Source organism: Parabacteroides sp. AF17-3, assembly GCF_003635445.1.
Lineage (GTDB): Bacteria > Bacteroidota > Bacteroidia > Bacteroidales > Tannerellaceae > Parabacteroides > Parabacteroides goldsteinii.
On the sequence record NZ_QTMM01000009.1, the window covers coordinates 262,210 to 278,009 of the forward strand.

The window sequence follows — 15,800 nt, forward strand, 5'->3', positions numbered from 1 at the left end:
ACAGTAAGAGATTGTCAATAGGTAATTGTCCATTGTTCGTTAATAAAGAAGTAGAAAGAGTATAAACATTAAATAAGAAGGAAATAAGATTATGGCTGTAACTATGGCTGATATTACCAAGCTGCGCAAGATGAGTGGAGCTGGTATGATGGACTGCAAGAAAGCGTTGACCGAATCTGATGGCGACATCGAAAAGGCAATGGAAATTATCCGTAAAAAAGGACAGGCTATCGCCGCTAAGCGTTCAGACCGTGACGCTGCAGAAGGTTGTGTGTTAGCAAAGAAAGATGGCGGGTTCGCCGCTGTTATCGCTTTGAAATGCGAAACAGACTTTGTTGCTAAGAACGAAGATTTCGTTGCTTTGACTCAGGCTATCCTGGATGCTGCTGTGGCTAACAAATGTCAGACTTTGGATGAAGTAAAGGCTTTGCCTATGGGTAAAGGTACTATTCAGGACGCTGTTACTGACCGTAGCGGTATCACTGGCGAAAAGATGGAACTGGACGGTTATAATGTGGTAGAAGGTGCTTACACTACTGTTTATAACCATATGGGTAAAAATCAGCTTTGTACGATCGTTGCTTTCAACAAAGAATCAGAAGAAGCTGCTCACAACATCGCTATGCAGATCGCTGCCATGAATCCTATCGCTATCGATGAAGCTGGTGTTCCTGAATCAGTAAAAGAAGCTGAAATACAGGTGGCAATTGAAAAGACAAAGGCTGAACAGGTACAGAAGGCTGTTGAAGTTGCTTTGAAGAAGGCAGGTGTCAATCCTTCACATGTAGATAGCGAAGACCATATGGAAAGCAATATGGCTAAGGGCTGGATTACTGCTGAAGACGTAGCTAAGGCTAAGGAAATTATTGCAACTGTTTCTGCTGAAAAAGCTGCTAATTTACCGGAACAAATGATTCAGAACATCGCTAAAGGTCGTCTTAGCAAATTCTTGAAAGAAGTTTGCTTGCTGAACCAAGAAGATATCATGGATGGCAAAAAGACTGTAAAAGAAACAATGAAGGAAGCAGATCCTGAATTGCAGATTCTTGCATTCAAACGCTTCACTTTGCGCGCTGAATAATTTTGCGTTAGCAGAATAAAATAAAAAAGGGGCTTCGATTATTTCGGAGTCCCTTTTTCTATATATAAAAGTTTACTTTCTCTTATTTCAGTTCAGCCAAAGCCTCTTTGATACGTTTGATGGCTTCCACGATGTTTTCATCGCTGGTAGCATAACTCATACGGATACATTCGGGAGCACCGAATGAAGTACCGCCTACGCAGGCAACGTGTGCCTTTTCCAGCAGATACATAGCCAGGTCGTCAGCATCTTTGATTGTGTTGTTTCCGTCAGCTTTACCATAATAGTAGCTACATTTCGGGAACAGGTAGAAAGCGCCTTCCGGCTTATTTACTTCGAATCCCGGAACTTCTTTAGCCAGATTAACGATCAGGTCACGACGGCGTTCGAATGCTTTACGCATTTCTTCAACCGGTTCCTGTGAGCCTGTGTAAGCGGCTTCGGCAGCTTTCTGGGAGACAGAGCAAGGACCTGAGGTGTATTGACCTTGTAATTTGTTTACAGCCTTCACGATCCATTCCGGTCCGGCAATGAAACCGATACGCCAGCCTGTCATTGCATATGCTTTGGATACGCCGTTTACAATAACGGTGCGATCTTTCATGCCGTCGACAGAAGCGATACTGTGATGTTTGCCGATATAGTTGATGTGTTCGTAGATCTCGTCAGCAATAACGATGATATCCGGATGTTTTTTCAATACTTCAGCCAAACCTGCCAGTTCTTCTGCACTGTAAACAGAACCAGTCGGATTGGACGGAGAGCAGAGGATCAACGCCTTTGTCTTCGGTGTGATAGCTGCTTCCAGCTGTGCCGGAGTGATCTTGAAATCCTGTTCGATACCTGCTGTAACGATTACCGGTTTACCTTCAGCCAGTTTGACCATTTCAGGATAGCTTACCCAGAACGGTGCCGGAATGATAACTTCGTCTCCGGGATTAACCAACACCAGAATTGTGTTACAAACGGATTGTTTAGCTCCGTTCGCGCAGGAAATCTGTGTAGCTGCGTATTCCAACCCGTTTTCATTCTTCAGCTTGGTAACGATAGCATTGCGTAATGCCGGATAACCGGGAACCGGAGAATAGCGAGAGAAATTGTCGTCTACCGCTTGCTTGGCTGCTTCCTTGATGTGATCAGGTGTGTTGAAATCAGGTTCTCCCACACTCAGGTTGATAACATCGATACCTTGTGCTTTGAGCTCATTGCTCTTCTGAGACATCGCCAACGTAGCGGAAGGCGATAAACTTGCTAAACGATCTGAAACTTGTGTCATAACACTGCTGTTTGTATAGGTTATTTTAAATAGTTGCGACAAAAGTAATTAATAATCGGATTCTTTGCAACAAATTGCTAATTATTTGATGTTATGGAGAACATGTCCCATACGCTCCTTTTTTGTCTTCATATAAAATTCATTATATTTGTTCGGAGTGACTTCGATAGGAACGTTTTCCACAATTGTTAAACCATAAGCTTCCAGGCCTACACGCTTGATCGGATTGTTTGTCATCAGGCGCATTTTGGTAATGCCGATGTGCTTCAGGATCTGTGCTCCGACGCCATAATCGCGTTCATCAGCCTGGTGTCCCAAATGCAGGTTGGCGTCTACCGTATCCAATCCTTCTTCCTGAAGTTTGTAAGCTTTCATTTTATCCATCAGGCCGATGCCGCGTCCTTCCTGGTTCAGGTAGACGATAGCTCCGCGTCCTTCTTTTTCAATCATTTGCATGGCTTTGTGCAACTGTTCGCCGCATTCGCAACGCATAGAACCGAAAATATCACCGGTTGCACAAGATGAATGTACGCGAACCAATACCGGTTCCTCTCCGGATATATCGCCTTTTATCAGAGCGATATGCTCCAATCCGTTACTTTTCTGTCGGAAAGGGATCAGGTGGAAATGACCGTACTGGGTCGGCATATCGACTTCTACACCTTTGTCAACAATGGACTCTGTTTTCAGGCGGTAGGCAATCAGATCCTTAATACAAATGATCTTGATATCGAACTTTTTAGCTACTTCCACTAATTGCGGCAGACGTGCCATTGTTCCGTCTTCATTGATGATCTCGATCAATGCCCCGGCAGGATAGAGGCCGGCCAGGCGGGCCAGGTCGACAGCTGCTTCGGTATGTCCGGCACGACGGAGTACACCGCGTGAACGGGCTCGCAGCGGGTTCACATGTCCCGGACGTCCCAGGTCAGAAGGCTTTGTCTGTGTATCAGCCAGTGCACGGATCGTTTCGGCACGGTCGAACATGGATACACCGGTCGTGCAACCGCCACCCAGTTTATCGACAGTTACGGTGAACGGTGTCTCGAGCATAGAGGTGTTTCTGGCAACCTGCATATCCAGGTCCAGCTCCTGGCAACGTTCTTCGGTGATCGGGGCGCATAATACACCACGACCGTATGTCATCATGAAATTTACTTTTTCGGGCGTTATCTTTTCCGCAGCAACAATGAAGTCCCCTTCGTTTTCACGATCTTCGTCGTCAACAACGATCAGGAATTTACCTTCACGAAAATCTTCGATTGCTTCTTCGATGGTGTTTAATTTGATCTCACTCATATCTGTTTTAATTTTTAATTTCTAAGTTCCGGATCATATCTTCCAATTCGCGGCTTGTTTTTTGTACTACTTGTATATCATGGCGTAATAATTTACGCTGGTATGTAGCAAGCAAATAGACCGGAAGTCCGATCGGGAAAAATATACCGAATGCCAGTCCGATCTTTCCGTTGAGATTTGCATTCAGTTGGTTGTATCCGCCGATAACAGGATAATCCATCAGTTTGTTTAGTACTAGATTCTGATCGGAGTTACCCAGTTCTTCAATGATACCTTCCATTTCTGTAGCCAGCTGTTCTGCCGTATGATCCTTTCCGCCTTGTTTCCAGAAAGTGAAATAGTTCAACCAACGTTTATGGCTTTTGAGATATTCGGCGCAGTTTTCCGCCAGCTTATCCAGGCGCGGCAACATAGCTGCATAGTCCGGATTAAAAATGATTACCTCTTTTTTCTCCACCTTACGTCCGGCCCGTTTACCAATAAAATTCTTTATGGCGTTCAGATAGGTGTCTGCATTCAATATGACACTGTCATTAACAGCCTTATAAGTCAGGAAAATCCCTAGTGGTGCCAGAATAGCGGAACTCAGCCACATTCCTTCCCAGGCTTCCCATATACCGTCGCGTGCCATTTTAAATCCGATATTGTCTATAATATAATAGAATATAAACAGGATTACGGAAATAACGACCGGCATTCCCAGTCCTCCTTTACGGATAATTGCTCCCAGTGGGGCACCGATAAAGAAGAAGACCATACAAGCGAAAGATAAGGTGAATTTCTTATGCCATTCAGTCAGGTGGCGGCGTACTTTGTAAGCCTCGTCTCCTAATGTTGCAGCTTTGAAATAATAATCGGCCTTTACACTTTCAATGTTTGATTTGGCACGGACCAATAAGGCGGCTTGCCCGCTTGGTGCTTCGGCTTTATACAAACTGTCGAAATTGATTATTTTGACCGGTTCGTTTGATATTTTGGTGAGAGAATCAGCGTCGTTTGCTGTTGCAGTATTGCCGGTTCCCGTTTCTGCCTGTTGGGATAACTCCCTTTTGGGTTTGGAGAATGTCTTTTTATAAGACATGTCATACACATTTTTGGAATTGATCGCCTTGATGCTGTCGAGCCGTACGGTCATGGAGTCAATAGAGGTCTGTAAATCCTTCAGCTGCTTACCCATATATTGGTTTTGCATAAAAGATTCATCCGTGCGGGTGAAGTTTGCATCGAAATCTATCAGAATATCTTTGGTGCTGAATGTCTCCCTGCGGTAAGGAACAGCTGTTTTCCGGTTGTTGCTGCCTGTCTGGCCTTCGGACAGGTTTTCAAACGACTCCCCATTGAAAAGGGATAAGACCAGAAACAGCTTGTCCGCAGATGTTTTCAGTCTGCCAGAGTCTGCAAGGATCACACGTGCGTTATTGAAACCTTTGGAATAGTCATAGATCATGACATCTTTCAGTAATCCGGTCTGATTGTTTTTTTCTTTTACATATACATTATATCCCGTAATTTCCCCATAGAATACACCTTCCGGAATATCCAGTTCCGGCGACTTCTGGCGCATGGAGTAGAGAAGGGAATATAGTTTCACCTGTACGACAGGCATTGCATTGTTCTGGAAAAAGAAAGCGCCGATACTGATAATCCCGATTGTGATGATCAACGGCCGCATGATATGTATCAGCGATACTCCGGCAGATTTCATCGCCAGCAATTCCAGGCGTTCGCCCAGGTTACCGAAAGTCATCAGAGATGCAAGCAAAATGGCCAAAGGTAAAGCCATGGGGAGGAGGAATAAAGCAGCATAAAAAAACATTTCGCCGAGCACAGGAATCCCCAGTCCCTTTCCCACCATGTCGTCTATGTACCTCCAAAGGAACTGCATGAGTACAATAAACAGACAGATACCGAAGGTCATAATGAACAACGGCAGGAAAGTCTGCAGCATAAATGTATATAATCGTTTTATCTTCAACATTGCCTATCCGGGTTGACGGGGCAAAAGTAGTGTAAAAAACGATAAGAACATTACATAATTCTCTAAAACAACCTAAATCCCGAGTGTACGTTTCAATTCATAGACTTGTGAGTCCCATAAATTGATTGAATCTTTCTTTTCATCCGGCTCGGCAAAGTCGGTTATTTCAAGAGCAGTTGCTCCGGTAAGTTCAACCGTGTGAATTAAAAATTCGAAGTAAACATTATCTTCTTCCTCGTCTGTCCACCGGTAGCGGATACTAATTTCCGGTTTTATCGACAAAACTTCTGCCTCCTGCTCATCCCTGTTCCACTTAAAAACATACGTGTTGTCATTGATCGTTACGTCATCAGCAAACCAGGCAGACAATCCTGGAGGGGTAGTGAGGTGATTCCATAAACTTCGTCGCGAAACTTTATCGAAAATGTATTCGATATGAAACTTCTCTTTTTTCATCTTTCATACAATTATTTGCGCAGCAAGTTACTCAAAAGATTCATATTTCCCAATATTATTAGAGTAAAAAAGCATCTAATTTTTAACGCCTTAGCTGAAAGCCCTGAAAAATAAAAGATTTTTTTTTGCAAAAGTGTTGCATAATATAAAAATAACCTCTACTTTTGCAGCGTCAATAAGAAAAGTTGACGACATGATGGCGAGATAGCTCAGCTGGTTAGAGCGCATGATTCATAATCATGAGGTCCCCGGTTCAATCCCGGGTCTCGCTACTGAAAGGCTTACAAGAAATTGTAAGCCTTTTTTGTTTGTATCTCCTCTGTTTCTAATCTCTCCATTTAAGCTATTATCCGGATAAATCCTGCGAAATGTACTTTTTTTGAAAAAATATTGCTAAAAAGTTTGGTGGAGTGATTTTTCTTGTATCTTTGTCATATAATAATAGTACAATGTTTCTATAATATAATATATATCTATATGATTAAGTTTTTATTGGATTATTCCAGCGGCGTACCGGTGTACCGTCAGATTATCGACCAGATCATATTTGGCATAGCATCCGGACAACTTAAATTGGGTGAACAGCTTCCTACAGTCAGGGCACTTGCTGTGGAACTGAAGGTAAACCTGAATACGGTATCCAAAGCGTATAAAGAATTGGAGATCAAAAATATTCTGGAGACTCAGCAAGGTACCGGCACTTTTATCAACAAAACAGAAAATGTGGTGTCGGAAAAGGAAAGGGAAGATAAGCTGAAAGAGATTTGCATGCAGTTTTCTTCCGTAGCGTTTAGTTATGGCTTTAATCTGGATGAAGTCATGCGGGAATTGAAAGACATTGAAACCTCTAAAAAATAATAGTTATGACAACAAATGTAATTAACAAGGGATGGTTTAATCCAATTTCTCTTACAGTATTGCTGGTATTGATTTCTGTATCGATCATTCTGTCTGTTTTACAGATTGTAAATGTTCAGGTCTTTGTGCTCTTAATCCTCTTTTCCGGATTATTGGCTACTTCTATCCGCATTGCCGACCAGTGGGAACGGGCAGTGGTGTTACGAATGGGTAAATTCAAAGGTTTAAGAGGTCCTGGTCCATTTATGATAATTCCTATTATTGACAGTGTCTCTGCTTATATCGACCAGCGTGTGAGGGTAAGCGCCTTTAAGGCAGAGCAGACCCTGACCAAAGATACGGTACCGGTGAATGTGGATGCTGTTGTGTACTGGACGGTTTGGGACGTTGAAAAAGCAGCTCTGGAAGTTCAGGAATATCAAAGAGCCATCGAGCATATTGCACAGACCGGTTTAAGAGATACGATCGGTAAACATGAATTATCTACTCTCTTGCAGGAACGTGATAAAATAGCCGAAGACTTGCAACATGTTCTGGATCGGAACACAAATCCCTGGGGAATCACTTGTCAAACCGTTGGTATTAACGACATCGCCATACCTCAGGACCTGGCCGACGCCATGAGTAAAGAGGCACAAGCTGAGCGTGAAAGAAGAGCACGCGTTATCCTGGGAACGGCGGAGACTGAAATTGCCGAAAAGTTTGAACTAGCCAGTCGAAAGTACACGGATAATCCGGTAGCCCTGCATCTCAGGGGAATGAATATGTTGTTTGAAGGCTTGAAAGAAAAAGGCTCTATGGTTATTGTCCCCAGTTCGGCGCTCGATTCCATGAACCTGGGTGCCATGGGAGGATTGGTTTCGTTGGCAAAAAGCAACGAGGCGTTTGCACACGAATGATATAATGTATGAATTAAAAGGACTTTTATAATTTATGAACAGACATAAGCACGGACTCTCTTTGATCCTTCTATTTTTTATCTTTATAGGTTGTTCTCAAAAACAATCTTTGGATTGGGTTCCATTCAATTGGGAGGGTGATACTATTTCCGGACAATATATTGAAAAAGCATATATATATGTACCTGTAAAAATAGATGGTTTGCCATATGATTTTACGATGCAGTTTGATCTGGGAACGTATCAATCCGTATTTTATGGAAATTCATTAGAACCATATCTTGCGGAATGCCCTTCTTTAATGGGTAATCTGGATTCGACCGGAATGTTTAGAAATCTAAGCCTGAAAATGGGAACGGTTGATTTTAACAGCATTAATATCGGTTATAAAAAAGACTTTGGTGATAAAATTCCTGAAGATTCGCTTCGCTCTAAAACCCCGAAACATATTGGAACAATTGCTGCCGATATATTCCAGGACAAATTTCTAATAATCGATTATAAATTAAACAGATTTGCTATATCTGATTTTTTACCGGCTGAATATAACGACTTGCCGGCAGAAAAATTTGAATTGACGGCTGGTATCATACGACTTCCGTTTTGTATTAATGGCAAAAATTATAAGTTAATGTTCGATACCGGGTCAAGTCCCTTTCAGTTGGTAACAACGAAAGAGAGAGCGTTGGATATATCCGGTTCGGTAATCGTCGATTCTTTGAGTGGTCCTTTATGGTGGGGAAAGGAAATAACTTTCTATGGGCTTGAAGTCAACAAGCCCATAGAGTTTGCTGGGAAAGCTTTGGGAAACTCACGGGTCTATTATGATAAAGAAGGACTCTGGAATGGTATTTATGATTCTTTTAATGTGTGGGGAATAACCGGAAATGCCTATTTCTTCAATAATACTATAATAATAGATTATAAGAATAAGTTGTTCAGGATAGAATGAGAGCAAGAAATTAGCTTTTTTCAATTAAAAATCTTGTTTCGCTCAGTTTTAGAAATAATTGAGTTATCCCGTTCCCGTGCTTGACACGGGATCGCAAGGGGACAGACTGTATCCTGTATGTATTTTTTGATACCGCCAGTTCTCTTGCGGCCCCGTGTCAAGCACGGGGACAAGATAGCTCACTTTTGACAAATCTAACCTCTTTCTTTATATCACTTCAAAGAATATTTTAAACCGGGTATAACCCTCTTCTGTCGACAGGCTGAATCGGCATCGATGGTTTGTCAGTACCTCTCTGACAAACATCAGGCCGATCCCCTGTCCGGATGATTTGGTGGTGAAGAAGGGGGTGAAAAGTTTTTGTTTGGCCTCCTCGCTTATTCCGGGACCATTGTCTTCTATGATAATGGATAAAGGGGAATGGTGGGTACTGATTTTTATCCTGCCGTTTTCCCCGATTGCCTCGTAAGCATTTTTGATGATATTGACCAGAACCTGTTCAAACTGGATGCCGTCTACGTGGATATATTGATCATTATCGGTCAGGGATAAAGACAATTCTATATTTCTTTGCCGGCATTCGATGCTGGTCAGTGAATACACCGAACGGGCCTGCTCATTCAGGGAGATCAGGGAAAAAGTCGGTTCGGGTATGCGGATAACCTGCGCCAGGTTGCTGATAAAGCTGGCCAGATGTCCGCAACGGTCGAAAGAGGCCTCGATAGCCGGCAACACATATTCCCATTTGTTGCTCCCGTCCTGCTTGAAAATATCGGCGACAACATTCAGCGTGGAACCGATCGCCCCGACCGAATTATTTACCTCGTGAGACATCATACGGATGATGCGTTCGTATGAATCTTTCTCTATTTTAAGCAGTTCATGCGTGATCTCTTCAATCAATATAAAAGGATGGTTGAATCCCTGGTCAATAAAAGACGAACGGATACAACGGTACACTTTGTTTACCGAATTGCGGACCATCATATCGTCGCCCTGTTTTAATTGCCCTAAAGCAGGGGCCAGTTCGAATGTGGAATCGTTGAAAGTCTTCCCTTTGATTTCTGAAATATCGGAAATGTTTAATAGTTTCAACCCCGAAGGGTTTACTTCTACGATCTGTTTATCAAAGTTCAGAATAATAATCCCCTGTGGCGATGCGTGGATAAGCAGGTCAAGGAACTGGTTTTTTTCGCGTACTGCCAGCCGTTCACTCCGTAACTGTGAGATCATCCGGTTGAAAATCCCGATCAGTTCGTTGGCATCTTTATTTTTGACCAGACGTAAATGGGTTGAGAAATCCTGGTCTTTGAGTAATTGCATTCCACTAAGCAGAATGTGATAGGGCTTGACCAGTTTATGATAGATAAAGGTCGCCAGCAGGAGCGATAAAATGGCAATGCACTGTATCACCCAGAAAGGAATCGGTTCATTCCGGAACAAAACGAACCCTATACCACTCGATATACAAGCGATAAAGGCCGTGATCGTCCAGAATATCCATTTCGATTTCATTCGGGAAGTTTAATGTCGTATTTTTCGAGGCGGCGGTATAAAGTCTGTCTGCTCAGTCCCAATGCCGCAGCTATCCTGGAATGATTGCAACCATACAATTCGACCGCTTTTTGTATCATGTTCCTTTCCACCATTTCCAGGGAGAGGATTGTATTCCCGCCGGCAGGTTGGCTGGCAGGAACTTCAATATATTGCTGTTTGAAATCAATATCTGTGATGACATCCTTTCCTGAGATAAGAATTGTTCGTTCCACCAGGTTTTTCAGCTCGCGGATATTTCCGTGGAAAGGCAGTTTTTTCAGATATCCGAATGCTTCCTGCGATATTTCCGCTTCAGGCAGATTGTTTTGTTCAGCCTGTTTGCGGGCAAAATATTCAACCAACAGGGGAATGTCTTCGGGACGTTCGCGTAAAGCCGGCATCTGTATGGTGATCAGGTTGATCCGGTAGAACAGGTCTTCGCGGAATGTACCTTGCGCCACCATCTCCGGGAGATTCTTGTTTGTCGCACAGATGATACGGGTATCCACCTGCCTGGGCTTGCTCTCGCCCAGCGGTTCGAAGGTCTGGTCCTGTAAAACTCTCAATAGTTTTACCTGGCAAACCAGATCCAGTTCCCCGATCTCATCCAGAAAGATCGTCCCTTTGTCCGCCAGCTCGAACCGTCCGGTCCGGTCGTGGCGGGCGTCGGTGAAGGCACCCTGTTTATGGCCGAACATTTCACTTTCGAACAGCGATTGAGAAATGCCTCCCAGATTGACTTTGACAAACGGTTTGCCTTGCCGGTTGCTGTTTTCGTGGATTGCTTCGGCAATCAGTTCCTTACCTGTGCCGCTTTCGCCGGTGATCAGCACAGGGGCATTCGTCTGGCTGATGCGTGAGATTGTATTTAAAACCTGTTGCAGAAGGGGAGATCTGCCGATGATCTTGTCAAAACGGTCCGTTCTTTCCGTTTTCCCGTTTTTCGGGTCCGGATTTTTTTCTTCGCTGTCCCTGAGTTGTATGGCTGTTTCTATTGTTTTCAGCAAAGCCAGGTTGTTCCACGGTTTCGTGATAAAATCGAAAGCACCGGCACGTATGCCTTGGACAGCGAGGTTGATGGAACCCCAGGCCGTGATCAGGATAACCGGGACTGCCGGGCAAAATACCTGTACTTTGGCAAGCAGTTCCAGTCCTTCTTCCCCGGTCGTTGTGTTGCTATAATTCATATCCATCAAGATCAATTGCGGACAGGTATGGCGCACGAAATCAATGGCCTCCTGCTGGTTTGCTGCCGTAGCTACCTCATATCCGGCCCGTTTCAGGACCAGTGTAAGCGAAGTCCGTACCGTTGTATCATCGTCACAGATAAGTATCATATTCGTTTATTATTTATCAAAGTTACAAATTTTATTCATCCCGTAGGGCCTCTGCCGGAGGAATCTTTGCGGCTTGTCGGGCCGGGTACCATACGGCTATCAGGGATATCGTTGCCAACAGACCGAAAGTCAATACATAGTTGATAAACTCCTGTTCCATTCCTATGCCTGCCTCCATTCTGTTGGAGATAGGGATGTCCAGCAATTCCAGTAACTCCGTCTGGTTGATGTTAAGGCAGATATTTACACCTACCACACTGGCGATAAATAATATCAGTAATGTCTCCCCGAAAATCATCTGTTTTACTCCCTGCCGGGTTGCCCCGAGTGCCAGCCGCAGACCGACTTCGCTCCGGCGTGTCTGTGTCCGGTACCAGAATGTCCCGATAATCCCCAGGAATATATTCAGGATCAGAAAAGTGGTGATGGCATATATCCCGTTCAGGTCGCCTGTCGGCCAGTTCATTTCTCTTGCATTTTTCGTCGATGAAAAGACGGAAGCCAGAAAATAAGGCCCCAGCATCAGTTGGTCACGCATTTCACGGGTAAACCGTTCCGCAAAATCATTGTCGACTCCCGGACTCACACGGATATATATCTGCATATTCGCCAGATCATATTCTTTTTTATCCAGCGGTTGTATCATATTGCTGTAAAAAGAATCGAAGTAACTGTCTTTCATCTTATCGGCAGTTCCGATAATAGTGTAGACCGCCTTGTCATGGGTAGCGGTTAATTGTTTTACGTCGGATAGCGGTACAGCATATTCCGAAGAACCGAACTCCCCGTTCCGGCTGGGGGTGATCACGATCATCCTTGTTCCCGGTATTCCCCAATCGCTGAGTTCTTTGACTGTATTTTTTATTTTGAACACATCGAAGAAACTGTCGCTGACCCATCTCATCCGTAGGGTTACCATGTTGGCTGTGTCTTCATTAATATAATAACTGCTCATATAATTTGACCAGGCAAAAGGAGCACCCCATTTCGAAAAACTCACACTTTCCACTCCCGGATAGTTGTTTACACGATTCAGAAAAGTCATAGCCAGCGCTTGTTTGTCCGTCTCTTCCGTCGGCCCGTCTTCTGTCGGAAATGCGGCACTGTCTGCCGGCTTTCTCTGCATATTGATCTGATAGGTATGTTCTATGTCGAAACCATTCGGTTCAAAATAGCATTTTCCCATATAGAAAAGATAATCGACACAAAACCAGAGTACACAGAATACAAGTACATATTCCAGGGTGATCCACGCATTCGTTTTACGTTCGTTCCAGATGATTTTAAATATGTGGCGTATCATAATCAGTTATCATTTTGATTGAGTGAATTAATAATCTTCATCCGTGAAGCCCGGTAGGCCGGTATTCCCGCAGAAAGCAGGTTGATGACCAGGCAGACGGCAAATACCGCCAGCAGGACCGGAATGGAAATCAGCGTATTGACCGGTATTGTACTGCCGGACGGAATATCGAGCAGCCAGTCCCGCATCCGGAATACTATAACGTACGACAGGATCAGACCGATCACCCCACCGATCAGCGAAGTAATCAGGTTTTCAAAAAGCACCTGTATCAGGATCGTGTATCTTTTTGCACCGAACGCTTTCCGTATCCCGATTTCTTCCGTTCGTTTTTTCATGCGCGAAAGGCTTAGTCCTGAGAGGTTGATTGCCGGTATCAGCAAAAGTATCAGCAGGATGAAGATCATTTTCCTGTTCTGGATGGTGATCGATTTCGTAATATCCTCGACGCTGTTTCCCCGGATGTCTTTCTGATAGAATTGATTGTTCAACGGTCCTTTCATATAAAGCGTCCAGGGAGCATTCTCTGTGTTGTATTTTTTCTCCATGTTTCTCACCTCTGCGGTTATTGCCGCAAAATCGCTGGTTTTTTCAGCCATTATAACCACATCGAAATATAGGTTTTCTTTTTTCAGGGATGAATAGGGTACCCATAGATCTCCGTAAGCCCGTTTGAATACCGGCGATACATCCTTCACGATTCCTATGATCCGGTACGGTTTGAAGTTAACCAGAATCGTTTGTCCGAGTGCTGTTTCTCCTTTGAATGCTTTTTTTGCCAGCGTTTCAGAAACGACTGCGACAGATATTCCGGAATTAAATTCCCCTTCGTTGAACGGACGTCCCTTTATAAAAGAAAAAGAAAATATTTTCCAGTAAGTGGCATCGGTGAGCCTTTGGTCTGCACTTATAATCTCGCTGGATCCTTCCCGGCTGACCAGTGTGGACGGACGTTTGGGATGTATTGATGTAACGGCCGAAACATATCGGGGAGTTTTCAACGGGTACAGGTAATCTTTTACGATATCATACGATAGACTGCCCGATTGCCAGCTGTTTTTTGTCGTGTCTTTTTTTACCTGGTAGTTGATATGTAAGGTTCGCTCCCTGTTTATTTCCGGTTGGGCGCTGATACCTTTTATTTCATCGGCCACGATGATTGTCATGATCATCATGATTGCCAGTGCCGTTCCTATAATTGCGATGGCGCTGATAAACTTGTTTTGTTTCAGCATCAGCAGCGCCTGTTTGAAATATATCCTGTACATAGTGGTTCCTTTATAAAATTATTCAACTCGTCTTCCATCGAAAAAACGGACAATGCGTTGCGTTGACTCGGCAATATGCTCGTCATGCGTGACCATTACTATGGTGGTACCATCCTCATTCAACTGAAACAGAAGTTCCATAATCTCCGAACCCATTTTACTATCCAGGTTTCCGGTTGGTTCATCCGCCAGAATGATCTGCGGATTCCCGACAATGGCCCGTGCCAAAGCTACACGCTGGCATTGTCCACCCGATAACTGTGTAGGTAAATGTCTCATCCGGTGTGATAGTCCTACCTTCTCCAATACTTTTTCAGCAGCTTCCCGTCGGCTTTTAGCTGTTGAATTACGGTAGAGCAGGGGCAGTTCTACGTTATCCAGTACATTCAGTGAATTGATCAGGTGAAAACTCTGAAAAACGAATCCCAGCATTTTGTTCCTGAACTCAGCCATTTCTCCGTCTTTCATCTGTGTGGTTTCCGTCTCGTTGATCAGGATTTTTCCCTGATCCGGCAGATCCAGCAATCCCATTAGATTGAGCAGGGTACTCTTTCCGCATCCCGATGGCCCCATAATAGAAAGAAACTCACCTTTTCTGACTGTGAGATTTACATTTTCAAGTGCTGTGGTCTCTACTTCCGTTGTGCGGTATACTTTTGTTATACCTTCCAGTTTGATTATTTCCATATTATCCTCAGTTTATCTGTCTCTATAGTAACAATGTATATGCCAAAACCCTATTGTGTTGAAAATGAGTGTTCGCTTTATGGGGAGGGTGTCCGAATACGGACAAATTTGTCCATAAACCGGAATAAAAAAAGCCCGCATTCTCAGATTGTCGTTTATAAACAACTTGAGAATGCGGGCTTATTAATTATGTAACCTCACGGTTATATTAATTAAGGTTTGCTTGCGGAATTAAGGGTTCACACAAGCAGAGTATAGGGTAAAATTTCACAAATTGTATTGTGTCTACAAATGTACTATGTTTAGTTGTATTTGTAGCATGTGTATTTCTATCATACGTGAGAGGCGTACCTGTCAATCTTTGCTTTGATTTATTGTGTGGGTGGTAAACATGTCAATTGTGATCTGTTTGCCTATGCTGTGAATATAGGCAATGTAAATCAATGGTTTTGTTGTAAAAATTAACGCATGTTTTACTATCATAAAGGGCGGTAAAGCTATCACGGAGAATCGCATGTATGAAAAAAAAACGGCGCACACGCGGAACTATCCGAATGTGCGCCCTTATGCATATAAAAAATTGAGGGTCAAATTTTAACCAATTGTAACATGTTGAATAACTGTACCCCAGTCTGTTACAACAATATTGCAATTGTTTTTTGAGAGGTCAAAAGTAATTTCTGACAGTTCTCCTTCGTTTACAGACACTTTCTCCGAATTTTTGACATTTTTTGAAGAAAGGATCATGTTATCATCTTTATAAAGCTCTATAGTCACGTCGGAAGCCGGTAAAATAGCTGTGTTGTCAGCAACAACGTTACCTTTTGCGTCCATGGTTGCAGGGATGATATATTCAATTTCTTCGCCTGT

The 15,800-nt window shown here is 43.5% G+C and carries 13 protein-coding genes, 1 tRNA gene and 1 pseudogene; 5 read left to right on the forward strand and 10 right to left on the reverse strand.

The window, feature by feature from the left end:
• The first annotated feature begins 91 nt into the window (after positions 1-91).
• Positions 92-1,081, forward strand: a complete 990-nt coding sequence (gene tsf / locus DWW91_RS14030) for a translation elongation factor Ts (protein ID WP_122328080.1) — start codon at positions 92-94, stop codon at positions 1,079-1,081.
• Positions 1,082-1,163: 82 nt separating this feature from the next.
• Here tsf and DWW91_RS14035 read toward each other — a convergent pair whose 3' ends face one another.
• The 4 genes from DWW91_RS14035 to DWW91_RS14050 form a co-directional block, all read right to left on the reverse strand.
• Complete coding sequence (locus DWW91_RS14035; protein WP_010801692.1) at positions 1,164-2,357, reverse strand: pyridoxal phosphate-dependent aminotransferase; 1,194 nt, start codon at positions 2,355-2,357, stop codon at positions 1,164-1,166.
• A gap of 81 nt (positions 2,358-2,438) precedes the next feature.
• The gene (locus DWW91_RS14040) at positions 2,439-3,656 is read right to left on the reverse strand and encodes a bifunctional 3,4-dihydroxy-2-butanone-4-phosphate synthase/GTP cyclohydrolase II (protein ID WP_007655333.1); all 1,218 of its coding nucleotides are present in this window, start codon (positions 3,654-3,656) and stop codon (positions 2,439-2,441) included.
• A gap of 7 nt (positions 3,657-3,663) precedes the next feature.
• The gene (locus DWW91_RS14045; protein ID WP_046145497.1) at positions 3,664-5,604 is read right to left on the reverse strand and encodes an LptF/LptG family permease; all 1,941 of its coding nucleotides are present in this window, start codon (positions 5,602-5,604) and stop codon (positions 3,664-3,666) included.
• A gap of 102 nt (positions 5,605-5,706) precedes the next feature.
• The gene (locus DWW91_RS14050; RefSeq protein ID WP_122328081.1) at positions 5,707-6,090 is read right to left on the reverse strand and encodes an START-like domain-containing protein; all 384 of its coding nucleotides are present in this window, start codon (positions 6,088-6,090) and stop codon (positions 5,707-5,709) included.
• A gap of 198 nt (positions 6,091-6,288) precedes the next feature.
• Between DWW91_RS14050 and DWW91_RS14055 the strand changes: the two genes are divergently transcribed.
• From DWW91_RS14055 to DWW91_RS14070, 4 genes are all read left to right on the forward strand, one after another.
• Positions 6,289-6,362 (forward strand) — tRNA-Met (locus DWW91_RS14055).
• A gap of 205 nt (positions 6,363-6,567) precedes the next feature.
• Complete coding sequence (locus DWW91_RS14060) at positions 6,568-6,948, forward strand: GntR family transcriptional regulator (RefSeq protein WP_007655329.1); 381 nt, start codon at positions 6,568-6,570, stop codon at positions 6,946-6,948.
• Between the two features lie 5 nt (positions 6,949-6,953).
• Positions 6,954-7,847 (forward strand): slipin family protein, encoded by an 894-nt coding sequence (locus tag DWW91_RS14065; RefSeq protein ID WP_007655328.1) that lies wholly within the window; start codon positions 6,954-6,956, stop codon positions 7,845-7,847.
• 34 nt (positions 7,848-7,881) lie between these two features.
• Positions 7,882-8,799, forward strand: coding sequence for a hypothetical protein (locus DWW91_RS14070; protein ID WP_122328082.1), 918 nt, complete (start codon positions 7,882-7,884; stop codon positions 8,797-8,799).
• A gap of 207 nt (positions 8,800-9,006) precedes the next feature.
• On the opposite strand, the gene DWW91_RS14075 is transcribed toward DWW91_RS14070, so the two are convergent.
• The 6 genes and pseudogenes from DWW91_RS14075 to DWW91_RS14100 form a co-directional block, all read right to left on the reverse strand.
• Positions 9,007-10,314 carry a PAS domain-containing sensor histidine kinase gene (locus DWW91_RS14075; RefSeq protein ID WP_122328083.1) on the reverse strand — a complete coding sequence of 436 codons (1,308 nt, stop codon included), beginning with the start codon at positions 10,312-10,314 and terminating at the stop codon, positions 9,007-9,009.
• A complete protein-coding gene (locus tag DWW91_RS14080) occupies positions 10,311-11,672 on the reverse strand; it encodes a sigma-54 dependent transcriptional regulator (RefSeq protein WP_122328084.1) in 1,362 nt (453 codons plus the stop codon). Before DWW91_RS14080 ends, DWW91_RS14075 begins: the two co-directional genes overlap by 4 nt.
• Positions 11,673-11,703: 31 nt before the next feature.
• Positions 11,704-12,975 (reverse strand): ABC transporter permease, encoded by a 1,272-nt coding sequence (locus DWW91_RS14085; protein WP_010801720.1) that lies wholly within the window; start codon positions 12,973-12,975, stop codon positions 11,704-11,706.
• 2 nt (positions 12,976-12,977) lie between these two features.
• Positions 12,978-14,243 (reverse strand): ABC transporter permease, encoded by a 1,266-nt coding sequence (locus DWW91_RS14090; RefSeq protein WP_010801721.1) that lies wholly within the window; start codon positions 14,241-14,243, stop codon positions 12,978-12,980.
• An 18-nt stretch (positions 14,244-14,261) separates the two neighbouring features.
• The gene (locus DWW91_RS14095) at positions 14,262-14,930 is read right to left on the reverse strand and encodes an ABC transporter ATP-binding protein (protein WP_007655317.1); all 669 of its coding nucleotides are present in this window, start codon (positions 14,928-14,930) and stop codon (positions 14,262-14,264) included.
• 594 nt (positions 14,931-15,524) lie between these two features.
• Positions 15,525-15,800 (reverse strand): annotated as a pseudogene (locus tag DWW91_RS14100) (hypothetical protein); the annotation flags it as partial.